Here is a 23533-nt window from a genome sequence, read left to right as displayed (position 1 = left end):
CTTACTTCGCACCGGTCCCCGTCGTCTTCCTGGCCTGTTCGACGAACCTGTTGGTGAAGGTCTTCGCAAGGTCGATATTGGCCTTGGCAACCTCGGGCGAACTCTCGCTGAACACCGCGAGCACCGCGTCGGCGCCCTTGGGATCCATCAAGCCGGTTTTCGAATACATCGGCATGGTGTTCTTCAGCGCGGCGAGATAGAGCTCCTTGTTCTTGCCGACGATTTCCGACGGCATCTTCGCCATGATTTCCTCGGGCGAATGCGCGTGGATCCAGTCCAGCGTGTTGACGATGGCATTGGTCAGGGCCTGCGCCTCCTTCTCGTGCGATTTGATCCAGGCCGCCGTCGAGTAGAGCGAGCCGCCGGGATATTCGCCGCCGAACACGTCGAGCGTATCCTTCTGGGTGCGGGTATCGGCGAGGATGCGCAGGTCGGGATAGCCGCCCTGCAACACGGTGACCGACGGATCCAGCATCACGGCGGCCTCGATCTGGCCCTGCTGCATCGCCGCGACCGCGGTGGCGCCGAGGCCGACGCCGATCACGGCGACATCGGATGCTGCGACGCCGTTTTTCTTCAGGAGGTATTTCAGGAAAAAGTCGGTCGAGGAACCCGGCGCGCTGACGCCGACCTTCTTGCCGGCGAGGTCCTTGATCGATTTGATCGCGGCGTTGTGCGAGGGCGATACCACCAGCACCAATCCGGGATAGCGGTCGTAGACGACGAAGGATTGCATTTCCTGCTTCTTGGCGGCGAGGTTGACGGTGTGGTCGAAATAGCCCGACACCACGTCGGCGCTGCCGCCGAGCACCGCCTTCAGCGCATCCGAACCGCCCTTGAGGTCGACCAGTTCGACGGCCAGGCCGGCCTTTTCGTACTCGCCAAGCTGTTTTGCCAGCACGGTCGGCAAATAGCACAGGCAGGCGCCGCCACCGATCGCGACGGTGACCTTGGTTTGCGCCACCGCAAGACCGGATGTCAGCGCCAGCGCGACGAGCGCTCCCGTCAGCCTGCCCAATATCTTCCGCATGATATCCTCCGTGCCTTCATTGGTTGCGCGCACGATAGAGCAGTGCGCATCGCTTGAGAAGGTGACTTAACCGTGGCCTCCCGCGCCGTCCGGCCGCCAGACCAGCAGCCGCCGCTCGACGAACGTCACCAGAAGGTCGATCAGAATGACGAAAGCTGACAGCACGAACATGCCCGCGAAAACCGCGGCGACGTCGAATATTCCTTCGGCCTGCTGGATCAGGTAGCCGAGCCCCGCCGCCGATCCCAGATATTCGCCGACCACGGCGCCGACCACGGCGAAGCCTACCGAGGTGTGCAGCGAGGAGAACATCCACGACAGCGCCGACGGCCAGTAGACATGCCGCGTCAATTGCCGTTCGCTCATGCCGAGCATGCGACCATTGGCGAGCACGGTCGGGCTCACCTCCTTGACGCCCTGGTAGACGTTAAAGAACACGATGAAGAACACCAGGGTGACCCCGAGCGCGACCTTGGACCAGATGCCGAGGCCGAGCCACAGCGCAAAGATCGGCGCCAGCACCACGCGCGGCAACGCGTTGGCCATCTTGATATAGGGATCGAAAACCGCCGCCACCCGCGGCTGGCGCGCGAACCAGAAGCCGACCACGATGCCGGCCACCGACCCGATCGTGAAGGCGAGCACCGACTCCAGCAGCGTTATCAGGAGATGCTTCCAGATGACGCCCCGCACGAACCAGTCGACGATCTGGCTGGCGACATCCACCGGGTTGGAGAAGAAGAACGGCGGCAGCAGGACGCGGCCGAAGATCGGCACGGTGGTGAGGAACTGCCACAGCGCGAGGGCGACCACGGCGACCATCAACTGGCATAGCAGCAGGACGGGGCGGCTCATCATGCGACCTCCGCCGGCGCCTGCGACGACTGCGCGTAGCCCTTCATCACTTCGTCCTTCAGCACGCTCCAGATCTCCCGGTGCAGCGCGTGAAACTCCTTTTCCATGCGGACCTCTGAAATGTCACGCGGGCGGGCGAGCGGCACCCGCCAGTCGCCGATGATGCGCGCGCCAGGTCCCGCCGACATGATCACGACGCGGTCGGCCAGCGCGATCGCCTCCTCGAGATCGTGGGTGACGAACAGCACCGCCTTCCGGTCGGCGTTCCACAGTTCCAGCAAGAGATTGCCCATGATCTGCCGGGTCTGGGCGTCGAGCGGCCCGAACGGCTCGTCCATCAGCAGGATTTTCGGGTCCCGGATCAGCACCTGGGCGAGACCGACGCGCTTGCGCTGGCCGCCCGACAGCATGTGCGGATAGCGGCCGGCGAAGGCGCCGAGCCCGACCGAGGTCAGCCAGCCCTGCGCGCGTTCCAGCGCCTGCGCGCGCGGCGCGCCCTTGATCTCCAGGCCGATGGCGACGTTGTCGAGTGCGGTCTTCCAGGGGAACAGCGCATCGGCCTGAAACAGGTAGCCGGCGTCCTTGTTGAGCCCGGTCAGCGGCTGGTCGAAGATGCGGACCGCGCCGGATGCCGGCTTGAGCAGCCCGGCGGCGACGTTGAGCAGAGTCGACTTTCCGCAACCGGTAGGCCCGACGATAGCGACGAACTCGCCATGCTCGACCGTAAGGCTGGCCTGTTCGACCGCGGTATAGACGCGATTATCGGCGAGGCGGAACGCCACCGTCGCGTCGTCGAGCGCGACAGCCGCAGGCTTTCTCGTATCCACCCTCGTCCCCTCCAAGTTTGCATGATGCCTTAGCGCCTGCGAAGGATAAGTTCAACGCGGTGCGGCGACGTGGTAGGTGAGGCTTGGCGTTTCTTCACCCTCCCCTGGAGGGGGAGGGTCGGCTCGCATCGAGCACCGCGAGATGCGAGACGGGGTGGGGTGAAAGTTTCTCAACTCGGGCACCGTTCGAGGCGCAAGACTTTCACCCCACCCCGCCGCTCGCCGGACGATGCTACGCATCGCCGGGTCGCGTCGACCCTCCCCCTCCAGGGGAGGGTAAGAGGAACCGTGAGCCGACCGAATGCAACGTTCATCCCTGATCGCCTTCGCGCATGTCGGCAAAAGCTTCGACGGCGGCCGCGGCGCGCAACCGGTTCGGGCGGTGGATGACGTCTCGCTCGAGGTCGCCGAGGGCGAATTTCTCGCCATTGTCGGCGGCTCCGGCTCCGGCAAGACCACGCTGCTGCGGCTGGCGAACCGGCTGATCGACGCCGACCACGGCACGATCACCGTCGAGGGCGAGGACGTCCGCAGCGTCGATCCGATCCAGCTGCGCCGCCGCATCGGTTACGTGTTCCAGAGCGGCGGGCTGTTCCCGCATTTCAGCGTGGCCGGCAATATCGGGATCACGCCCAAACTGATCGGCACGCCGCAGAATGAAATTGCCGCGCGGGTGGACGAATTGCTCGATCTGGTGCGGCTCGACCGCACGCTGTACCGCGACCGCTTTCCGCATGAACTGTCGGGCGGGCAACGCCAGCGCGTCGGGGTTGCGCGTGCGCTGGCGGCAAAACCGCGCATCGTGCTGATGGACGAGCCGTTCGGCGCGCTCGATCCCCTCACCCGCGACGCGCTCGGCGACGATTATCGCGAGCTGCACCGCAAGCTCGGGCTGACCACGGTCATGATCACCCACGACATGACCGAAGCGATATTGCTGGCCGACCGCATTGCCGTGATGCGCGGCGGCAGACTGCTGGCGCAGGGTACGCCGGCGCAGCTTTCCGACAGCGGCGACGCGTATGTCGGTGAATTGCTGCGCACGCCGCGGCGGCAGGCCGAGCGGCTCAACGAATTGCTGCCGCGGGATGGCGCGGCATGAGTTTTCTCTCCGATCCGCGCTGGGGCGAGGCGCTGGCCCACCTGCCAGACTATCTCGGCAATCATATTCGCGTTTCCGTCACCGCGCTGGCGCTCGGCTTGGCGATCAGCCTGCCGCTGGCGATTGCGGTACGCAACCGTCCCCTGCCGCGCGGCGCGCTGCTCGGGCTCGCCAGCATCGTGCAGACGGTGCCGGGGCTGGCGCTGCTGGCGCTGTTCTATCCGCTGCTGCTGGCGCTGGCGGCGCTGTCGCTGGCGTGGTTCGGCGTTGGTTTTTCCGCGTTCGGATTCTTGCCGGCCGTACTGGCGCTGGCGCTGTATTCGATGCTGCCGGTGCTGCGCAACACCATCACCGGCCTTGGCGGTGTCGATCCCGCGATCCGCGAGGCCGCCCAGGGAGTCGGCATGACGCCGCTTCAGTCGCTGTTTCAGGTCGAGCTGCCGCTGGCGCTGCCGGTCATGATGGCGGGCATCCGCACCGCGGCGGTCTGGGTGATCGGCACCGCGACGCTGTCGACGCCGATCGGGCAGACCAGCCTCGGCAACTACATCTTCGCGGGGCTGCAGACCCAGAACTGGGTGTTCGTGCTGTTCGGCTGTCTTGCCGCCGCGGTGCTGGCGCTGGCGGTCGATCAGCTGCTGGCGCTGATCGAGGCGGGTATCCGCAACCGCAGCAGGCTGCGCGTGCTGGCGGGCGGCGTCGGCATCGCGGCGCTGGTCGCGGCGACGCTGGTGCCACAGGTGGCGCGTTCGCCCACGAGCATCATCGTCGGCGCCAAAACCTTTGCCGAGCAATATGTGCTGTCGGCGCTGATGGCGCAGCGGCTGCGGGCGGCGGGATTTTCCGCCAGTTCGCGCGAGGGCCTCGGCTCCAACGTGATCTTCGAGGCGCTGGCGGCAGGCGATATCGACGTCTACGTCGACTATTCCGGAACGCTGTGGGCCAACCAGTTTCACCGCACCGACATCAAGCCGCGCCAGGAATTGCTGGCCGAGTTGAAAACCAGGCTGGCGCGGCAGAACATCACGCTGCTGGGCGAACTAGGTTTTGAAAATGCCTATGCGCTGGTGATGCCGCGCAAGCGCGCCGAGGCGCTCGGCATTCGCGGGATCGCCGATCTCGCCGCGCATGCCGGGACGATGTCGATGGCCGCGGACTACGAATTCTTCTCGCGGCCGGAATGGGCTGCCTTGCAGAAGGCCTATGGGCTGAAATTTCGCACGCAGCGCCAGATGCAGCCGGATTTCATGTATGCCGCGGCCGCCTCCGGCGAGGTCGACATCATCGCCGGCTATACCAGCGACGGGTTGATCGCCAAATACGACCTGGTGGTGCTGGACGACAGCAGGCACGCGATCCCGCCCTACGACGCCATCGTGCTGCTGGCGCCGAAGCGCGCCAGGGACGAGGCCTTGCGCGCGGCGCTGGCGCCGCTGCTCGGCCGCATCGACATCGCCAGCATGCGCGCGGCCAATCTGCGCGCCGCCGGCGGCGACGGCGCGTCGTCGCCGGATGCAGTGGCGCGCTGGCTGTGGGAGAAGATCGGGAAACGATAAAAACGTAGGGTGGGCAAAGCGAAGCGTGCCCACCATTCTTTGCGCGATTAAGAAGATGGTGGGCACGGCGCAAGTGCGCCTTTGCCCACCCTACGCACTACGCAGTTAACGCTTTGACTTCTGGGTCCCTGCTTTCGCAGGAGCGGCGGCGGCCGGCGCGGCGGGGGGAGCCTCAATCGTGCCAACCGTCATGAGGTGGACCCGCTGGTTGGCCGGCGCCGCCGGGCGGGCGGCGTCCAGCAGCTGCTCTTCGCCGAGACCGAGCGACAGCAGCCGCTTCGGGTTGATCTTGAAGGTGTTGATCAGCACTTCACGGATCACGTCGGCCCGCCGCTGGCTCAACGACAAATTGACGTCGCGCCGGCCGGTGGAGACGGTATGCCCGACAATCAGGAACTTGTATCCGAGCAGCGAGGGATGGGTCAGCGTATCGGCGATCCGGCCCAGCACCCGGTAGGAATCGGGCCGAACCACGGCGGCGTCGGCATCGAACTGAATGTCGGCCACCAGCTGCGGCAGCTTGAGCAATTGCGGAGCGACCAGCGGCCGCTTGATCGGCTGCAGATCGGCCCTCGATTTCACGCGTTGCGTGGCTTGCTGCCGCAGGGCGGCGACGTCCAGATCCGGCGCGGTTTCGAGCCCGGCCAGCCGCTTGACCCAGTCTTCCGAGCTGCTGGCCGCCGGCGCCTGCGCCTGCGCTGGCAACGCCGCACAGCCGAGCAGCGCCACCACCAGCAGCCCGATACGGCCCAGGCTTTGGCTTGTCCGTCGCATCAGCGATACCCCGCTTCGGTGACGGACTTGTTGCAATTGATGCCGATGCCGCGTGGCCCGGCGATCAGGCACTCCAGGGCCTTGGTGCGTTCGTTCTTGTCGGTGACCCCGCACAATTTGACGATGTCGCGCTCGCAGAGCTTGAAGACCGCGGCGCGCGCGGCGACCCGCTTCTGGATCGCTTCGAACGCCTTGCCGTAGTCGCTCTTGCACTGCGGCGACAGCACATCCTGGTTGCGCGACAGGCAGTCCTTCATGCGCGTGGGGTCGAGATTGACGCCGCGGCAATTGGCCTCGATATCCTTGGCGCAGCTGGCCCCCAGCAGGGCCGCCGAGTCCTCGAATTTCATGGTTTGCGCCAGCGCCGGCGATGCGGCGGCGATGGGAAGCACGAGCAGGATCAATCGGATCAAATTCATGGGCGTCATCTCATATGATGCTGGCGCCCACGGTCAAGCCTTGCCGCGGGAAAATGGCAGGGATAGAGGCGGCACCGCGACGCAGGCGCCCCATGCCCGAGCGTTTTGCGGGCAAAAGCGCGGATCGTTGAGTGGCTGGTCAGGTGTCCGACTGCGTCCGGCTCGATCCGGGCGACCCGAATCGGCGCTTCAGGCCCCGCCTCAGGCGAAGGCCGTCGCCAGGAAGGCGGCGAGGATGCCGCCGATCAAGAGAAATTTCACCGCGTAATAGACGCGCTTGTTCCAGGCCTTCATCCGCTTGCCCACCAGCCGGACCTGGTAGACGGAGCCGAAGACCCGGTTCAGCCAGCCGACGTGCTCGCCTTCCTCGTTCTGGGTGGCGCTCTCGTTGATGATATTCTTGGAGACCCAGCGATTGACCGCGGTCATGGCGCGGGTGCGCAAGGGACGCTCGACATCGCAGAACAGGATGATGCGGTCGTCGCTGGTGGTGTTCTCGGCATAGTGCAGATAGGTCTCGTCGAACAGCAGACCCTTGCCCTCGTGCCAGTAGTGCGGTTCGCCGTCGATCACGATCCGGCATTCACCGGGCGATTTTGGCACGACCAGTCCCATGTGATAACGCAGCGAACCGGCATAGGGATCGCGGTGCTGCACCAGTTTGCCGCCGGGCGGCAGGGTGGCGAACATCGCGCCCTTGATGTTGGGGATCGAATTCAGCAGTTCGACGGTCTTCGGACAATTGGCCAGCGCCGAGGGCAGCGCCGCGCCGTACCATTTCAGGTAAAACCGCTTCCATCCGGTCCTAAAGAACGAATTGAAACCCCAGTCATTGTACTTGTCCGCGGCCTTGATCTGGCCCTGCGCGAACAGCACCATCGCCTCGTCGCGGATCGGCTCCCAGTTGTCGCGCAGCAGCTTGAGTTCGGGGATCGAATCCTCGTCCAGGATGGGCCGGTTCGGCACCGCCGAGAACAGGTACATCAGCACATTGTAGGGCGCCATGATGGTGGAATGGTCGGTGAGCTGCCGAAAGAACCCAAGCCGTACCTTGCCGCGGAAATGCACGGCCAGCGCCGAGCCGATGAAGGCCCAGAGCACGAGAAACTGCGGCGCGAACAGACGCATCACCATGGCGAAAAACCCGTTGAAAAGCCTCTAACTCCTTTGATGGTAGCAGGTTTGCGGAGCCACACTCAAGGCATCAGGCCCTCCTGCCGCAGCGGAACCCGCAGGTACTTCCGGGGGAATCGCGCCTATAGTCCGCGCACCAGCCCGGCGTCGATCAGCAGCCGGTTGAAGCGGCGGGCTTCCGCGCCGCCCTTGCAGGCATAGAACTGGCCCTTGCAGCGCAGCATGATCTTCTTCTGCTCCGCGAACGACGGATCGAGCGGAACGCCGGCGGCTTCCTGGATCACGATCGGGAGATACGCCGCATCGAGCGTTTCCAGCGCCGACGACAGATCGGGGGGTGAGAAGTTGATCCCGTCGAGCGCGTAGTAAGTCGAGAAGTAGCGCGGATCCGCCGCCATCAGGCGCTGCGCCAGCGCCTTGCGGTCGATGCCGGGCTCGATCATTTTCTGCGAGATCGCCGGCTGATGATCGCCGAAACGCAGCACCATGAACGACTGATCCGGGTAATCGCGCGCCAGCCGGGCGGTGAAATCACGATAGTCCTTCGCCGTCATCGCCTGGCGGCGAATGTATTCATCGATCTCCGTGGTATTGCCCGGCGGCGTCCAGTCCGGCGTCAGATCGGGCCGGTAGACGCTGGTCCATGGAAAATGATTGGCGGTGAGGTACACGAACATGAAGACCGGCGACTGCGACGGCTGCTGGGCCGCAAACACTTTCAGGGCCTGATCGAAGTAGAACTTGTCGGGCTGCATGTCCTCGCTGACGCCCATATCCGCCATGTCGATGAAATGGCCGACACCGGTGCCCTTCTGGAAGGCGCGCGCGCCGAGGAAATTTCCATATGTCGGGTACAGCGAGAAGGTCTTGTAGCCGCAACGCTTGAGCGCCTGCGGCAGTCCGCGCGCGACCCGGCCGGCGGTGATCCGGGTGACGTAGAATTTCAGGTCACCGAACGATCGCGCCGACATGCCGCTCAGCACGTTGAACTCGGTGTACCAGGTCGGGCCGCCGGTCGCCTCCGCGATCATGGTGCGCTGGATGCCGTCAATCGACTTGAAGAAGTCGGTGTACCCCTTGGGCACCTTGACGCCGGGTGCCGCCGTGACATCGAAGCTCGACTCGTCGAGCAGCATGATGATGTGCGGACGCTTCACGCTGGTGTCGCAATCCTCGCCAGGCGGCAGCGCGGGCCGGCCGGCGGCGTAGGCTCTCGGGGTCAGGCCGTGCGGGGCGGGATCGGCCTCGATCCACCCTGTCGAGGTCAGCCGCGACACCGCCACCACGCCGGAGCGGGCGAGGTTGGAAATATGATTGACGCCCTGGAACGGTTCCCACGGCTGCTCGGGCACAGCGATCGACATCACCGACATCGACAGAGTGGCCGCGGCAAGCATCGCCAGCGAAATGCGACGACCGACGCGAAACGGATCGGCGCGCCAGATTACCCACAATACCGGGGTTGCGAGCACCGCAGCCACGATCAATTGCGTCCGCAATGGTGGAAACACCGAAAGCAGGAACGAGAAGGTGTCGCGATCGATGATCAGGAAATCGAGGAAGGTCAGCGACAGCTGCAGAATGTCGAACTTGAAGCGCGACATCACGATCAGCAGCACCACCAAAGCCAGCGCGAGCGCCGCCGAAACGCCCGGTCGCGGCAGCACCAGCAGGAACAGGCAATTGACAAAGACCCACGCCAGCACCGACAGCGTGATCGCAAAGGGTCCGTATTCCCACGACAGCAGGACAGCCAGCGCTGCAAGATGAAGTGCCGCAACCACGCCAAGGCCGACATAGAACCGGACGCCGCGCACGGCAGCGCCGGTCGGGCCCGTTCCGGTTTCGGTTGCGACGGAGGCTGGCATGTTCACCTCCCCTAGAGGTTCTTCACGAAACCGGCGTCGATCAGGAGCCGGTTGAAGCGGCGGGCTTCCGCGCCGCTCTTGCAGGCATAGAACACACCCTTGCAGCGCATCATGATGTTCTTCTGTTCCTCGAACGAGGGATCGAGCGGAATTCCCGCGGCTTCCTGGATCACCAGCGGCAGATAGGGCGCGTCGATGGTTTCCATCACCGCCGGGCTCTTCACCGGCTCGAAATTGATGGTGTCGATCGCGTAATAGGTAGCGAAATAACGCGGATCGTAACTCTCGAATTTCTTGCCGACGCCGGCCTCGTCGAGACCGGGATCGAGGATATTCGAGGAGAATTCCGGCTGATGATCGCCATAGCGCACGATCAGGAACGGCTGCGCCGGAAATTTCTTCTTCAACCCCGCGACGAACGCCGAATAGTCGTCGGCGCTCATGGTCTGCCGGCGCAGATATTCATCGACTTTCGGCTCATTGCCGGGCCGCGACCAGGACGGCGTCAGTTCGGGGCGAAACCGCTTCTCCCAGGGGAAGTGATTGGCGGCGAGGTAGACGAAGATGAACTGCGGCTTCGCCGGCGCTTCCTGCGACAACAGGTTCAGCGCCTTGTCGTAAAAGAAGCGATCGGGCTCGACGCCCCTGGCGCCGAGATCGCGCGCGTCGAGGAAGTTCTGGATCCCGGTGGTGGTGTGGAATTGGCGCGCGCTCATGAACGCGCCATGGGCCGGATAGAGCGACGTCGTGCTGTAGCCGCAGCGGCGCAGCGCCAGCGGCAGTCCGCGCTCGACGCGGCCCGCGGCGATGCGGGTCACGAAATAGGAAAACCGGCCGAACGAGCGCGACGAGAGCCCGGCCAGCACGTTGTATTCGGTGAACCAGCTCGCCCCGCCGCTGCTCTCGGCCATGAAGGTGCGCGACTTGCCGTCGGACGATTTGAAGTGACTGCCATAGCCCGCGGGAACCTTGATGCCCTTGGCCTGCCGAATGTCGAAACTCGACTCGTCATGGATCATGATGATGTGCGGCCGCCGCCCCGTCGGCGCGCAGGATTCCTCCAGCGGCACCTTGAGGCGCCCGGCGGCAACGGCGTCGGATTCCATGAAGCCGTAACTGAAGAAATCCGATACCGCGGTGACGCCGGAGCGGGAGAATTTCGACAAATAACCGTCGTCGTAATAGCTGCGCCAGGGCTGCTCGGGCCACGCATAGGAATATCCCACCAGCGCGGCCAGGCAGGCCAGCTTGCAGGCCAGGGCCGGCAACCGGCGAATCCGGAACGGGTCCAGCCACCACAGCGCGTACATCAAGGGAAGGATGACGGCAGCCGCGCCGATCACGGACCAGCGCAGATTGGGGAAGATCGTAAACAGGAATGCCGCGGTGTCGCGGTCGATCACCATCACGTCGATGAAGTTCGCGGTCATCTGCACGATGCCGTGCTTGAGCTGCGACAGCAGGATCAGCACCACCACCAGGGTCAGCGACAGCGCGCCCGACAGCGCCGGACGCCGCAGCAGCGCGATCCAGAAGCAGTTCAGCAGCCCCCAGGACAGCAGGAAACCGAGCCGCGCCCCGAAGTCGGTTTCGGTGTGCAGCATCAGGCCGATCGCCGCCAGATGTGGGGCCGCGACCGCAAGCAGCCGCCAGAATCCTACCGAGGCAAGGCCGGCGGCGGCGACGGTGGCGACGGGACCTGGATTCGGCGCGGGCGCCATGGACGGGACGCAACTATACCCGGCACTGCCTTTGAGCCTTGGCTGGCGATGACCAGGAGACGGACGTCGCATCCGGAGCCTGCGACGTGTCATAAAAATGTAGGGGAAACGTCATGAACGCGCAATGAATTTGCCGGCGGCGTGACTGAGCAATCTTGCACATCGACGCTTCTTTTTCGTGCAGGTCGGGACCGCCGGCCTGCTTCACCCTCCCCCTCCAGGGGAGGGTAAGAAAGCCCCGCCCTATTGCTTGCAGGGGGCCAGCGTCTTCGCGGCGGCTTCGGCTTCCGCCCGGGTCTTGTAGACGGTGTCGCTGGCAACGGTGATGTTCGGGGTATCGGTGTGCGGCACCTTGTCGGCCACCGTGCAGTTCCGGGTCAGCGCATTGAGCACGACATAAAATGCCGGCGTGGTCCGGTCCATCTGGGCGAACCCGGGGAGGCTCAGCGTCAGCAGGACGACGCACAGCAGGCTTCGCGCCATCGTTGGCCTCCGTTTCATGCTTCCTCGGGCTCAAATTCCGCGCCAGAGCGGCGTGCACACCAAACGGGCGGTCTCTCGGACGCCTGACGTCGCGGTAGAACGTCCGGCGACGGAGCCGGTTCCGGGCGGGATTGCGACCAGCCGCCGCCCGCCCCCCGCCAGCCGGGAGCAGCGTCGCTTCAGCCGTTTTGCCTCTGGGCGTTCGTGGGGAGGCAACAAGGTATCGTGGAAAAGGCCCCGGCAGTTGCCGGGGCCTTTGGCTGATGGCCGCTGCCGGTTCAAGCGACGAACGGAACGCCGTAATAGTCGTTCACCGCGCGGGTGCGGGACGTGTCCGACCAGTTCCAGCTGTTGTCGTTGCCGTATTTCGGCGCGCCTTCGAGCTGCTTCTGCGTGATGCCCGTGATGTAGCCTTCCAGGTTGGTGTCGTATTTCAGCGACTGCCAGGGCAGCGGATAGTGATCATCGCCGATGCCGAGGAAACCGCCGAAGCTCAGCACCGCGTAGGAAACCCTGCCGCTGATCTTGTCGATCATGACGCGCTCGATGGTTCCGATCTTTTCGCTGTCGGCGCCATAAACGGCGGTTCCTTCGACCTTGTCGCTGCCAATCAAGGTTCCTGTCTCGCTGGATTCCATTGCCATTTGTCGTTCTCCTCTGCTGTCGACGTAAAACGGCCGCAGCAAGAGTTTGTTCCGGGCGCGTTCACGAAAGCGGCTGCGGCAGAAATTCCTTTGTGGGCAACAGCGGCGGCACACAGAAACGTCAGCGCCTGGCGATGCCGTCGATGAAGAGATCGAGGATCGCCTCGGCGGTCGGCCCGGCCTCGTCCGCCGCGATGCCCCAGCGCGGAAAGTGCCCGTCGATGTTCATGCGGGCAAAGCCGTAGACCAGCGCGCGGCCGGCGAGCTGGACCCGTTTCAGGTCGCCGCTGCGCAATTGACCCCTCGCAAACGCATCGGCCAGCGTACGCTCGGCGAGATCAATCAGTTCGGCATTGTCCCGTGACAGGTCGGTCGCCTTGTCATGGGCAAAATAGCGGCCGCTCGAGATGATCTCGAAATGGGCCGGGTTGCGCATCGCCCAGCGCAGATAGGCCAGCCCCAGCGCGCGAAACCGCGCCAGCGGATCGCTATCCGGCACGTCCGCCAGCGCGGCTGATATCTCGGCCCGGAAGCGCTGCTGCGCTTCCCCGGCCACCGCCGTCATCAGGGCGTCGCGGCTCGGGAAATGCCGGAACGGCGCCCCCGGCGACACCCCGGCGCGGCGCGCCGCCTCGCGCACGCTGACCGCTTCCGCGCCACCCTCGGCAGCCAGCTGCAGCGCGGCCTCGATCAGCACGCGCCTGAGGTCGCCGTGGTGATAGGGCTTTGGCTGATCTTTCGGGCGGCTGGCGGGCCGGCGTTTCGGCTTGGTGGATACAGGCATGGCTATGGCCTTTACAAAAATGTCGAAAACAACCCCATGCAAAGAATGCCTGGTGGCGTCCAACCTGATCCCATCAAGATCTAGCATCACCCGATCGTGAATGTAAGCACTGCATACACGATTGACCGTGGGAGAACGCCCAATGTAACTGATGATTACATTGCAACGGGGGACACATCATGCCGTCACATCGCCAAGACTGGTTCGAGGGCTGGCGGCTGTTCGCCGCACTGACGCTGGTGCTCGTGGCCTTGAGTGTCTGGATCGCGGGCATGCGAGGCTTCGAGGTCGACGGCGTCCGCATGATGATCCGCTTCACGGCGCGCACCTCGCTATTGTTGTTCTGCCTCGCCTTCGGCGCCGCGGCGCTGGCGCGGCTGTGGCCCAATGGCTGGACGCGGTGGCAGCGCCGTAACCGGCGCTATCTCGGCGTGACCTTCGCGGCGTCGCACGGCCTCCACGCCATCGCCATCGCCTGCTTTGCAATGATGGATCCCGCCGGCTACGCGGCCGCGACCAATGCCGCCTCGTACATCTTCGGCGGCACCGGCTATGCCTTCATCATGGCGATGGCCGCGACCTCGTTCGACCGCACGGCGGCGGCGATCGGCCCGCGCGCCTTTCGCATCCTGCATCTCACTGGCGGCTATTATCTGCTGTTTCAGTTCACGGTATCGTTCGGCAAGCGGATTCCCGACATGCCGCTGTACGCGCTGTTCCTGATCCCGCTGCTGGCGGTGTTCGCGCTGCGGATGATCGCGATGACATCGGCGCGGACGCCGCGCACGGTGCGGGCGGGCTAGCGGCTAATACCTTGCCTACGCCTTCGGTATCAGCCCGAGTCGTTTGGCGATGATCCTGTCGACTACGCGCTTCGGCAGCAGCGACCCGATCAGCTGCTGGATCGGATCCGGCACGATCTGGTAGCGCACTTTCGGGCTCGCCGACGTCAGGGCGTCGGCGATTACTTCCGCGATCTTCTCCGCCGGCAGTCCGTTCTCGCCGAGCTGCAGCATGAATTTGCGGATTCGTTGCAGCGCCGGGAAGAACGGCGAGTTCTGGTAGACGGAGATATCGACGTCCTCGGCCTTGCTCCAGATCGGCGTCTTGACCGGGCCGGGCGCGACGATGATGACGTCGATGCCGAACAGCATCAGTTCGCGGCGCAGGCTTTCCGACAGCCCCTCGATCGCATGCTTCGACGCCACATAGGGCGCGGTCAGCGGCGCGCCGACCTTGCCGGAGACCGAGCTGATCATCACGATCCGCCCTTTCGGCCCCGTCAGCGACGGATCGGATCCGAGCAGCGGGCCGAACGCCTGCGTGGTGATGACAGGCCCGATGACGTTGACTTCCATCTGGCGGCGGAATTCGTCGGCCGCGAGTTCCAGCACCGGCCCCGCGACCGCGATGCCGGCATTGTTGACGAGGCCACTGAGCGTTTTGCCATCCAGCGCGGCGCGAACTTTGCGCGCGGCGGCCAGCACCCCGGCCTCGTCGGTGACGTCGAACAACAGCGGCGTGAAATTCGCGCCGAACTCGCTTGCGAGACGTTCGGCGTCGGCCTGTTTGCGCACGCTGCCGAACACGCGAAAGCCGCGGTCGAGCAGCCATTTTGACGTGGCCCAGCCGATGCCGGTCGATGCCCCGGTGATGACGACGGATTGCATGGTTCCCTCCTGGTCGAGGGAACCATGCATTACGCACCGGGCGCGACGCAACCGGCTGACGAAGCTGGCTTTTCACCAGTTCAGCACAAGTGGGCGTGGCCCGGGTGCGTCAAATTAATCGGCTGGGTGAGCAAAATTGATCACAATGCCGGGTTCCGAACGTGACAGGTTCGGTTCCATCACCGCCCCGACCTGGGCAATTGCCGGTGACTGAGAGCCCCGCGCTCCCGCCCGATCACGGGGGAGCATCATGTCCCAAATTCAGACCACCGGAGCGTGCCCGGCCCCGTTTCAGTGCCGTTTCGAAATGACGGCGGGCGAGCCTCACGGCCGGGAGTTCTGCGTGTTTGAATTTCCAGGGTGCGAGGGGTGCCCGAATGCCCCGCACACCTTGAGGACGGTCGGGAATTCAGAAGACCCGTTGAAGGCCGCGGCGTGGCGGGGATGGCTCGCGCTTTCCATTCGTCGCAGGCCCTAGCATGCCAAAACCCCGAGGGCTCACTGTGGAGAGTTTCATTCACCGGGAAAATCTGGCCCTGTTCAGGATGCGCCTCGCCGAGCCGCACGACGACGCGGAGCGCAAAGTGCTCTTGCAGCTGCTGGCGGAAGAAGAGGCAAAAGATCTTCCGCAAAGCAACGACCTTCCGCTGGGAAAGAACTAGAGCCACCTTCGGGGGCGTGTTCGATTTCGATCCGAGGCACGCAACCAAGCGGCGACCAGTTCGTTACCGATCACACCCCAACGGAGGAATCCCCCATGCGCGTGTTCGTTCTCGCCGCGATGTTGCTCGCCTCGTCGAGCCTCTGCGCATTCGCCCAGGAGCCGGGAAAAGCGCCGGCCGCAGCGCCACAAGCCGGAGCCCCTGCCCAGACCGATCAGAACGCCCCGCCACCGCCGGATCAAAAAGCCGGCCGCGAGCAACAGAAGTCGGACAACCGCGAGATGGGTCCGGACTGGAAGATTCGCCGCAGCGACGGCGACCGCACGGGCCGCGATGATCGCGAGACCGGCCCCGGCGGCATGATGCGTCGCAACGACGGCGACCGCATGGGCCGCGATGACCGCGAAACCGGCCACGGCGGCATGATGCGTCGCAGCGACGGCGACCGCATGGGCCGCGATGATCGCGAAAGCGGCCACGGCGGCATGATGCGTCGCGGCGACGGCGACCGCATGGGCCGCGATGACCGCGAGACCGGCCACGGCGGCATGATGCGTCGCGGCGACGGCGACCGCATGGGCTACGATCGCGACAAGGATCGTGGACGATATCAAGAGCGCGACGAGCGCGACGGGAACGATGCCGACCGGGACAGGTCCTACCGCGGATATGCCGATGCAGACCGGCCCCGGCGCCGCGTAAAAATCTGCGTCGAGTACGACAACGGCGAAGAGTATTGCCGCTACAGGCAGTAAGAAGCGCTGGAAGAAGGGCTGCCCAAAAGAAACGGCCTCAACGCGGGGATATACGTTGAGGCCGTCATCCGTCGGATGCCGTGGTTGGAATGCGTCGGACTGATCTGTCTTGAAGCACTATCCCAGTAAGCCGATCAAATCCGGCCCAAAAGCAGCAGGACGACGAGAATGATCAGGATGACGCCGATCACACCGACACCGCCGTGACCGAAGCCGTAGCCGTAGCCGCCGAAACGGCCGCTGAAGCCACCAAGCAGGAAGATGACGAGGATAATGACGAGTATTAGTCCGAGCGACATGTCTGACTCCTTTGGTGGGACCTAAATGGACGTTGATTCTTCGTAGTCCGACTGCGAGGCCTTGATCTTGACATCTGCGCCGACTGCCAGTCGGCAGCGTCACCGACAAGATGCCGCACTACTTCTTTTCGATTGAAATGCCACGCTCGCCGATGCTGATCTCGACGCCAGTGGTCTTCTGCCTCTCCTGATAGAATTGATAGCCCAATACCACAGCGACGACGGCGAGCGCGCCGATGACGAGATAGAGAATGTTGCGATTCATTGCCCGGGATCCCTGTTCTTACGCGTTGCCTCGATGCCGGGCTCTGATGTCTGAACAAATTAGGGATCGAACGCGATTGACCCGAATTGTGAGCAATCGGAAGAACCGCGCCCTTACCTCTTATTAGATAGCTTACGGGCCGGTCACGAAATCATGTTGATTCAAGTCAACGGCCCGGATGCCGGGCACCGACCTTGCCGCCAGACCCGACCAACCCAGGCCCCGCGGCATGTGTGTTGATCTTCCGCAAGGTTGTCTTCGCCGGGAAGCTCTAATCTTTTTCAAAGGGAACGTTTGCTCCCGGCGAGCATACCCCCCGAAAATTCATGGAGTGAGGAAATGAGCGGGCAAGACAGCATTCACTTCTTTGGAAATTGGGGCGAGGAACGGCTCGATGAGATGGACGCCGCGCTGACGTCCCTCGAAGGCAAGGCCGCCGAGGTGCAGGCCGATGCGAAGGACAAGGCCAGCAAGGTTCTGGCCGAGCTGCGCAAGAATCGCGACGACTTCCGCGACGCCATCGGGAAGCAGGCGGGAGCCAGCGAGGCTGCATGGACCAGCTCCAAGGCAAAGCTCGAAACCGACTGGAGCGCCTTCGAGGCGGAGGTCAAGAAATATGTCGAGAGCTACGGCAGGCAATTCGAACTGCAGCAGGCGACATTCGAACTCCAGGCGGCGGCGCAGTTGAAAGCATGGCGCGAGGCGGCCGACAAGCTGGCCTCTGCCGCCAGCGAATTCGCAAGCGAGCGCCGGGACGAAATCGAGTCGAACGTCAAGCGCATGAAGGCCGATGCGGTCGCCGCGGAGGAAAAGCTCCGGAAGCTGAACGAGGCCGGAAACCAGTCATGGTCGGCACTTACGACTGCCTTGACTGAAACACGCGCCGTCTTCGATCGCGCCAATCAGACGGCACGGGAAGCGTTCAAGCGGGCCACCGCCTGATCGGGGCCGCGAACCGAATTTCGGAGAGACCGCCGCGTGGCGGGCTCTCCTTCCACCCATTGTCCCCTTGGCTCGAATTCCGCGCCTGCTTTCTGGAGATGTCCTCGATGCGAAAAATTCCGAACCTGACGATCTCGCCGGAGAAAGTGTTCTTCATCATCGCCAAGTCACGCCAGTCCGACGGCAAAGCTGACCAGCCGGACCTGACCGCCGATACGGGCGACGACATGCCTGAGGATCACGGCAACAGCACCGATCGTTCCGAGCTTTCCGGCTTCATTCGCGGCTTGAACGTCGACGAGCAGATCGAGCTCGTCGCCCTGATGTGGCTCGGCCGCGGTGACGGCGATCTCGACAGCTGGCGCGATCTGCGCGCGGAGGCCTCACGTGCCCACAACAACCGTACGGCATCCTACCTGATCGGGACGCCCATGCTGGCGGACTATCTGGAGGAGGCGCTGACGCAGTTCGGCAAATCATTCGAGGACTTCGAAGAGCACCTTTGATCGTCACATCCAGCCGCCGTGAACCGGAATCATCTGACCGAAACCATTCGAACAACAGGAGTACGCCATGCTTTCGGTCTTGATCGGGGTTCTGATTATCTGCATCGTTGGTGCAATCTGCTTCTGGGCCATCGACAAGTTCGTCAACGAAGCACGCCTGGCAAATCTCCTCAAACTGCTCGTGGTGCTGATTTGCCTGGCGGCGATCCTGCAGCGGGTGCTGCCGCTGGCAGGTATCAGCTGGCTGTAGCGCCGTTCACGGCGATGCGAGGTGTGGACGCAGACTGATGAAGACGGACCTTCCATCGACCTTGCCGCCTCTGGCCGCACACCCTCCGCCGGAAGTGCCGCAGACCGCCCTGCCTGTGCTGCCGTTAATACCGGGCGTGGCGGTCAGACCCGCTCTGGCGGACGAACTCATTGCATCTCCGCCAATGCGAGATTTCAATCTCGCCCGCGACCTGAAACTGTTCGCGCGTGTCCGCGCCGAAGGCGGGCGCCGGGTGGTGGCGATCTTCGCCGTCTCGACCGTCGTCACCATCGCCAACATGTTCGGACAGGTGGAACTGAATGAGTGGAACGGCCAGTTCTTCGACGCCGTGGGCCGCAAGGACCTGTCGGGCTTCGTCCATCATCTCTGGACGTTCCTCGTCATCATTGCGGTCTTGCTGGCGCTCACGGTCGCCCAGACCTTTCTGCAGGAACGCCTGAAGTTCCGGCTGCGCGAGTGGATCACCCGCCACCTGCTGGGCGAGTGGCTCAAGCCGTTACGCGCCTATCAGCTGGGCTTTGCCGGCCAGTATGGTCACAATCCGGACCAGCGCATCCAGGAGGATACGCGCCTGCTCGGCGACTACAGCGCCGACCTCGGCTGCGGCATGGTCTACTCCCTGCTCCAGATCGCCGCTTTCGTCGGGGTGCTCTGGGCCCTGTCGGCGCAGGTCACCTTCCAGGTGGCGGGCCACGACATCGCCATTCCCGGCTACATGGTCTGGTGTGCGCTCGGTTACGCCCTGATCGGCTCGGGCCTGACCTGGCTGGTGGGACGGCCGCTGATTGCCCTGAATGGCGAACGATACGCGCGCGAGGCGGAATTCCGCTTCGCTCTCGTCCGGGTCAACGAATCCGGCGAGAGCATCGCGCTGCATGGCGGGGAGAAGGACGAACAGCGGCATCTCGAGGCCGCGCTCGCGGCCGTCGTGGATACCATGCGGCGGATATCCTCCTCGCTCGCCCACCTCACCTGGATCACATCGGGCACCGGCTGGCTGTCGCTGGTCGTTCCGATACTGGTGGCCGCACCGGCCTATTTCGGCGGCCGCCTGACCCTCGGCGGCCTGATCATGGTGGCGGGCGCCTTCTCCCAGGTGCAGGGCGCGATGCGATGGTTCGTCGACAATTTTTCGCGGCTCGCCGACTGGCGGGCGGCGGTCCACCGGGTCGCGCGCTTCCGCGAAGCGCTCGACAACCTGCCCGCGGTCGAAGAGGGCGCGGAGGAGATCAAACGCGCGCTGCACCCGGACGGTCATCTCGCATTCGAGGGCGTGCGCGTCCTGCTGCCGGACGGGCACATCGTTATCGATGACGCGACCGTCAGCATCGCACCGGGCGAGCGCGTGCTGATCGTCGGCGATACCGGTCGAGGAAAATCGACGCTGTTCCGCGCCGTGGCGGGTCTCTGGCCGTGGGGTTCCGGGACCATCCTCACGCCTCCGCCCGGGACCATGGCGTTCCTGCCGCAGCGCCCTTATTTGCCGCTGGGCACGCTACGCAACGCTCTGAGTTATCCGGGCGCCACCGATGCCTTCCCTGATGCGGATGTTCGAAAGGCACTGGAGCGGTGCGATCTCGGCAGTCTCATTCCGAAGCTCGACCGGACCGAGCGCTGGGACAAGGAGCTTTCGCTCGGCGAACAGGAGCGCCTCGCGTTCGCGCGGCTGCTGCTGCACAAGCCGGGATGGGTCTTTCTCGACGAAGCGACGGCCGCGCTCGACGAAGACAGCCAGCGCCGCGTCATGCGCCTGTTCGACGACGAGCTGAAGCAGACGACCTTATTGAGCATCGGTCACCGTCCGGATCTTGCCGTCTACCACACCCGAACGCTTCAGCTCGTTCATGGACTTGACGGCGACCGCCTCAAGCTCAAGCCGCCCCCTGCCCCACCTCCGCCGCGGCGCTGGCTGCAACGGCTCGACGACTGGTTGATGGCCATCCGGTCATGATGCGCGCCCGGTTCTCTCACCGACATTATTGATCTGGGTCAACGCGGTCTGGCGATCTCCATTGCAGCATAACTTTGGGTATTAGTCAGGTCACGATGAGGGATCTTGCAATGTCGACGCGTAAAGGATTTCTTTCTTCGGCTGGCCGCAGCGTCGCGGTAGCGACGATTGCCGTGCTGGCTCTCACAATGGGTGAGCCGCCGACGGCCACGGCAGGTCCGGCGACTCCCGCTTCGAAGGATGTCTCCGCCACCGCGGGGGCGAGCGATGCCACCGACTTCAGCTCGGCGCGCCGCCGCCGATACTACCGTGGAAACAATGCTGCGGGACTTGCTTTCATGGGAATGGCGATTGGAACCATTGGCGCGATCGCTGCCCAGCAAAATTATGGTTACGGCTACGGATATGGGCCGGGCTACTACGGCGGTGGACCATACTACTATGGCGGCGGGCCATACTACGGTGGCGGACCTTACTATTATGGTGGTGGGCCATACTATGGCCGCCGCTATTATCGCTATCGTCACTACTAAGGATACCGGGCCACGCCTCAAGATCGCTCCAGACCCAGGTCTCGGAGCGATCAATTCTCTTCGACCGGTCCAATTTCAGGTAGCGCCAGGATTTTGAGGCAAACCTGGGTCAAATCGGAGAATTCGAGTTTTTGTGCGGCTATCTGCGATAGATCGATTATTCTGCCGCTGACGAAAGGGCCGCGATCGGTGATCCGCACGACTGCCGAGCGGCCGTTTTCCTGATTATCGACCTGGACCATGGTCCCGAACGGGAGTGACCGGTGCGCGGCGGTCAAATTTTTCGCGTTGGTATCTTCTCCGCTTGCCGTCTCTTCGCTCAGCGTTGAATAGACCGACGCAAGACCGCATTCGTCCGGCTTTGCATCGGCCGCCCGCGCCGGCTGCAGCAAGATTGGTTGCAGCAATGCGAGCGCAATCAAATGCAGCCGGGCGATAGCTGCGCGCTTCGCGAGCCCGGAGCCGTGCATCTGGATCAGCCTCCCCGATTGCGGCGCTGCGACAAGTGCTCGTGGAGTAAAATTCACTCGGCGGCATTTTGCGTTGATCCGTGTCAAGATTTGCAGGAACGTAGTCTGTTGCTTGAACCGTTGCTGCAGGCGCGAACGGCTAGATCCGCTTGTGTTGCGCTAAATCAAGAGGGACCATGCCCGATCATGGATCATACGCCCCAACGGCAATGATAGTCCCAGGAGGGCGCATCCTTCCGGATTGACGCGGGGACCGCGCGACCATGAGCAGATCAAGCGTTGCTCTCGTCAATCTTCGGGCTGTCGTCATCATCGTCGTGCTGGCGTTCCACTCCGTCCTCCCCTATCTCGCCTCCCTGCCGGCCGCCGCCTATCCCTTCGACAGCGCGCCTTATCGATGGCTGGCCTTTCCCATCGTCGACAATCAGCGATGGTTCGGCTTCGACCTGTTCTGCGCCTGGCAGGACGTCAGTCTGATGGCCCTGATGTTCTTCCTCTCGGGTCTGTTCGTGCCGTCAAGCCTCGCGCACAAGGGCAGCTGGAAGTTCCTGTCGGACCGCCTGTTGCGGATCGGCCTGCCCCTGGCGCTCGCGGTCATTTTTCTTGCGCCGCTCGCCTATTATCCCGCCTATCGCACGACTGCCGTTGACCCAGGCCTCGATGCCTATTGGCAGCATTGGCTCGCGCTGCCGTTCTGGCCATGCGGACCGCAATGGTTCCTGGGCCAGCTCCTGGCATTCAATGTTCTCGCGGCCGCGCTGTATCGTTTGGTTCCCGGATGGGACCAGCCGCTTGTCCGGCTGGTGGGCTTCGCCGGCGGCAATCCGGTGCGGTTCGTTGTCGTTCTGGTGACGGTCTCCGCGCTGGCCTATGTCCCCCTGGTGCTGGCCTATTCGCCCTTCGAATGGACGAATATCGGCCCGATCTCGTTTCAGCCCAGCCGGCTGTTGCATTACCTCGTCTATTTTCTCGCCGGCGTGGCGGTCGGAACCTATGGCCTCGACCGTGGCCTGCTCGACTGCGACGGGGCGCTGGCGCGGCGCTGGGCGGCGTGGCTCGCCGCGGCCTTCTTCGGTTTCCTGCTTTGGGCGGCGCCGACCTCGGTGACGATGGCGGACTGGAGCAACGCTCCGCTTGGCATGAAACTCGCCGCCGGCATGGGCTTTGTCGTCGCCTGCGCAGCGGGCTGCCTGTGCTCGCTGGCGATCTGCCTGCGCTTTGCACATTGGCGCCTGCGGGCGTTTGACAGCCTGTCAGCCAATGCCTACCGAATGTACCTGATCCACTACGTGTTTGCGGTCTGGCTGCAATATGCGCTGCTGGGCACCGGGTTGTTTGCGATCGGCAAGGCCGCGATTGTGTTCGTCGGCACCCTGATCATGAGTTGGACCATCGCCGCCGCCATGGGTGGCGCGCTGCCGGTCTCGCGGCTGAATGCAACCATACGCGGAGTGCGCCGCGCGTGAAGGCTGAATTCATACGGAAGGTGATCGAGCTTCAATAACATGCCATTGGTCTTCACCCTCGCATTCCGAAATCTGTTTCATGACCGGCTTCGCTTCATTGCGACGGTGGTCGGGATCGTGTTCTCCATCGTTCTGGTCACCGTCCAGATGGGACTGTATCTCGGATTTGGGCGCACGGTGACGACCATGATCGATCATGCGTCCGCCGATCTCTGGATCATGCCGAAGGGAACCAAGTGCTTCGAGGACCCCTCGCTGCTGGACGCGCGCGAGCGCTATCGCGCACTTTCGATCGACGGAGTGGCGGAGGCGACCCCCGTCGTCATCGGATTTGCCGATTGGCGAATCCCGGGCGGCGCCACGACACCGGTTTTCGTTATCGGTTCGGATCTGCGGGCCGGCGGTCTGCAACCGTGGAACCTGGTGGAAGGCCGGGTCGAGGCGCTGTCGACCCCGAACGCGGTCGCGATCGACAGGTCCTAGTTCGACCGGCTCGGCGTCACGGGATCGGGGATGGGGGCGACCGCCGAGATCCGCCAGCAACTG

Annotated in this window: 27 protein-coding genes; 12 read left to right on the top strand and 15 right to left on the bottom strand. The window is 63.9% G+C overall.

Features of this window, described 5'->3' with window-relative positions; all coding sequences use genetic code 11:
• Position 1: 1 nt before the first annotated feature.
• From Q7T45_RS16045 to Q7T45_RS16035, 3 genes are all read right to left on the bottom strand, one after another.
• A complete protein-coding gene (locus Q7T45_RS16045) occupies positions 2-1030 on the bottom strand; it encodes an ABC transporter substrate-binding protein (protein WP_304871925.1) in 1029 nt (342 codons plus the stop codon).
• A gap of 66 nt (positions 1031-1096) precedes the next feature.
• Positions 1097-1885: an ABC transporter permease gene (locus Q7T45_RS16040; RefSeq protein WP_304871940.1), complete on the bottom strand. Its 789-nt coding sequence runs from the start codon at positions 1883-1885 to the stop codon at positions 1097-1099.
• A complete protein-coding gene (locus Q7T45_RS16035) occupies positions 1885-2712 on the bottom strand; it encodes an ABC transporter ATP-binding protein (RefSeq protein WP_304871924.1) in 828 nt (275 codons plus the stop codon). The genes Q7T45_RS16040 and Q7T45_RS16035 overlap by 1 nt, the downstream gene beginning before the upstream one ends.
• A gap of 301 nt (positions 2713-3013) precedes the next feature.
• Between Q7T45_RS16035 and Q7T45_RS16030 the strand changes: the two genes are divergently transcribed.
• Positions 3014-3814, top strand: a complete 801-nt coding sequence (locus Q7T45_RS16030; RefSeq protein ID WP_304871923.1) for an ATP-binding cassette domain-containing protein — start codon at positions 3014-3016, stop codon at positions 3812-3814.
• The gene (locus Q7T45_RS16025; protein ID WP_304871922.1) at positions 3811-5370 is read left to right on the top strand and encodes an ABC transporter permease/substrate-binding protein; all 1560 of its coding nucleotides are present in this window, start codon (positions 3811-3813) and stop codon (positions 5368-5370) included. The genes Q7T45_RS16030 and Q7T45_RS16025 overlap by 4 nt, the downstream gene beginning before the upstream one ends.
• A 105-nt stretch (positions 5371-5475) precedes the next feature.
• Here Q7T45_RS16025 and Q7T45_RS16020 read toward each other — a convergent pair whose 3' ends face one another.
• From Q7T45_RS16020 to Q7T45_RS15985, 8 genes are all read right to left on the bottom strand, one after another.
• A complete protein-coding gene (locus Q7T45_RS16020) occupies positions 5476-6144 on the bottom strand; it encodes an OmpA family protein (RefSeq protein WP_304871921.1) in 669 nt (222 codons plus the stop codon).
• Entirely contained in the window at positions 6144-6563 is a 420-nt protein-coding gene (locus Q7T45_RS16015; protein WP_370691288.1) for a hypothetical protein, read from the bottom strand. The genes Q7T45_RS16020 and Q7T45_RS16015 overlap by 1 nt, the downstream gene beginning before the upstream one ends.
• Before the next feature lie 201 nt (positions 6564-6764).
• Positions 6765-7697, bottom strand: a complete 933-nt coding sequence (locus Q7T45_RS16010; protein ID WP_304871920.1) for an aspartyl/asparaginyl beta-hydroxylase domain-containing protein — start codon at positions 7695-7697, stop codon at positions 6765-6767.
• A gap of 122 nt (positions 7698-7819) precedes the next feature.
• Positions 7820-9565 carry a sulfatase-like hydrolase/transferase gene (locus Q7T45_RS16005; RefSeq protein ID WP_304871919.1) on the bottom strand — a complete coding sequence of 582 codons (1746 nt, stop codon included), beginning with the start codon at positions 9563-9565 and terminating at the stop codon, positions 7820-7822.
• A gap of 11 nt (positions 9566-9576) precedes the next feature.
• The gene (locus Q7T45_RS16000) at positions 9577-11286 is read right to left on the bottom strand and encodes a sulfatase-like hydrolase/transferase (RefSeq protein ID WP_304871918.1); all 1710 of its coding nucleotides are present in this window, start codon (positions 11284-11286) and stop codon (positions 9577-9579) included.
• Between the two features lie 243 nt (positions 11287-11529).
• Complete coding sequence (locus Q7T45_RS15995; RefSeq protein ID WP_304871917.1) at positions 11530-11769, bottom strand: hypothetical protein; 240 nt, start codon at positions 11767-11769, stop codon at positions 11530-11532.
• 278 nt (positions 11770-12047) lie between these two features.
• Entirely contained in the window at positions 12048-12413 is a 366-nt protein-coding gene (locus tag Q7T45_RS15990) for a PRC-barrel domain-containing protein (protein ID WP_304871916.1), read from the bottom strand.
• A 121-nt stretch (positions 12414-12534) separates the two neighbouring features.
• The gene (locus Q7T45_RS15985) at positions 12535-13197 is read right to left on the bottom strand and encodes a TetR/AcrR family transcriptional regulator (protein ID WP_304871915.1); all 663 of its coding nucleotides are present in this window, start codon (positions 13195-13197) and stop codon (positions 12535-12537) included.
• A gap of 179 nt (positions 13198-13376) precedes the next feature.
• Between Q7T45_RS15985 and Q7T45_RS15980 the strand changes: the two genes are divergently transcribed.
• On the top strand, positions 13377-14000 hold the full coding sequence (locus Q7T45_RS15980; protein WP_304871914.1) for a ferric reductase-like transmembrane domain-containing protein: 624 nt from the start codon (positions 13377-13379) through the stop codon (positions 13998-14000).
• Positions 14001-14015: 15 nt separating this feature from the next.
• Here the strand turns inward: Q7T45_RS15980 and Q7T45_RS15975 are convergent, their stop codons facing one another.
• Positions 14016-14867 carry an SDR family oxidoreductase gene (locus Q7T45_RS15975; protein ID WP_304871913.1) on the bottom strand — a complete coding sequence of 284 codons (852 nt, stop codon included), beginning with the start codon at positions 14865-14867 and terminating at the stop codon, positions 14016-14018.
• A gap of 479 nt (positions 14868-15346) precedes the next feature.
• On the opposite strand from Q7T45_RS15975, the gene Q7T45_RS15970 reads away from it, so the two are divergent.
• Together Q7T45_RS15970 and Q7T45_RS15965 are read left to right on the top strand one after the other, a co-directional pair.
• The gene (locus Q7T45_RS15970; RefSeq protein ID WP_304871912.1) at positions 15347-15529 is read left to right on the top strand and encodes a hypothetical protein; all 183 of its coding nucleotides are present in this window, start codon (positions 15347-15349) and stop codon (positions 15527-15529) included.
• Between the two features lie 95 nt (positions 15530-15624).
• Positions 15625-16284: a hypothetical protein gene (locus tag Q7T45_RS15965; RefSeq protein WP_304871910.1), complete on the top strand. Its 660-nt coding sequence runs from the start codon at positions 15625-15627 to the stop codon at positions 16282-16284.
• A 134-nt stretch (positions 16285-16418) separates the two neighbouring features.
• On the opposite strand, the gene Q7T45_RS15960 is transcribed toward Q7T45_RS15965, so the two are convergent.
• On the bottom strand, positions 16419-16583 hold the full coding sequence (locus Q7T45_RS15960; protein ID WP_304871908.1) for a DUF3309 family protein: 165 nt from the start codon (positions 16581-16583) through the stop codon (positions 16419-16421).
• 118 nt (positions 16584-16701) lie between these two features.
• A complete protein-coding gene (locus Q7T45_RS15955; RefSeq protein ID WP_304871907.1) occupies positions 16702-16848 on the bottom strand; it encodes a hypothetical protein in 147 nt (48 codons plus the stop codon).
• Between the two features lie 339 nt (positions 16849-17187).
• Here Q7T45_RS15955 and Q7T45_RS15950 point away from each other — a divergent pair, with 339 nt between their 5' ends.
• From Q7T45_RS15950 to Q7T45_RS15930, 5 genes are all read left to right on the top strand, one after another.
• The gene (locus tag Q7T45_RS15950) at positions 17188-17790 is read left to right on the top strand and encodes a hypothetical protein (protein WP_304871906.1); all 603 of its coding nucleotides are present in this window, start codon (positions 17188-17190) and stop codon (positions 17788-17790) included.
• Between the two features lie 107 nt (positions 17791-17897).
• A complete protein-coding gene (locus Q7T45_RS15945; protein WP_304871905.1) occupies positions 17898-18296 on the top strand; it encodes a DUF3775 domain-containing protein in 399 nt (132 codons plus the stop codon).
• 67 nt (positions 18297-18363) lie between these two features.
• The gene (locus Q7T45_RS15940; RefSeq protein WP_304871904.1) at positions 18364-18546 is read left to right on the top strand and encodes a hypothetical protein; all 183 of its coding nucleotides are present in this window, start codon (positions 18364-18366) and stop codon (positions 18544-18546) included.
• A gap of 37 nt (positions 18547-18583) precedes the next feature.
• A complete protein-coding gene (locus Q7T45_RS15935; protein WP_304871903.1) occupies positions 18584-20518 on the top strand; it encodes an ABC transporter ATP-binding protein/permease in 1935 nt (644 codons plus the stop codon).
• 110 nt (positions 20519-20628) lie between these two features.
• Positions 20629-21051, top strand: a complete 423-nt coding sequence (locus tag Q7T45_RS15930) for a hypothetical protein (RefSeq protein ID WP_304871902.1) — start codon at positions 20629-20631, stop codon at positions 21049-21051.
• Between the two features lie 50 nt (positions 21052-21101).
• Here Q7T45_RS15930 and Q7T45_RS15925 read toward each other — a convergent pair whose 3' ends face one another.
• Positions 21102-21521 (bottom strand): septal ring lytic transglycosylase RlpA family protein, encoded by a 420-nt coding sequence (locus Q7T45_RS15925; protein ID WP_304871901.1) that lies wholly within the window; start codon positions 21519-21521, stop codon positions 21102-21104.
• Positions 21522-21784: 263 nt separating this feature from the next.
• Between Q7T45_RS15925 and Q7T45_RS15920 the strand changes: the two genes are divergently transcribed.
• On the top strand, positions 21785-22987 hold the full coding sequence (locus Q7T45_RS15920; protein WP_304871900.1) for an acyltransferase: 1203 nt from the start codon (positions 21785-21787) through the stop codon (positions 22985-22987).
• A gap of 39 nt (positions 22988-23026) precedes the next feature.
• On the top strand, positions 23027-23470 hold the full coding sequence (locus tag Q7T45_RS15915) for an ABC transporter permease (RefSeq protein ID WP_304871899.1): 444 nt from the start codon (positions 23027-23029) through the stop codon (positions 23468-23470).
• Positions 23471-23533: the final 63 nt, after the last annotated feature.

The organism is Bradyrhizobium sp., assembly GCF_030646015.1.
Classification (GTDB): domain Bacteria; phylum Pseudomonadota; class Alphaproteobacteria; order Rhizobiales; family Xanthobacteraceae; genus Bradyrhizobium.
This window is presented reverse-complemented; position numbering and strand designations above follow the sequence as displayed.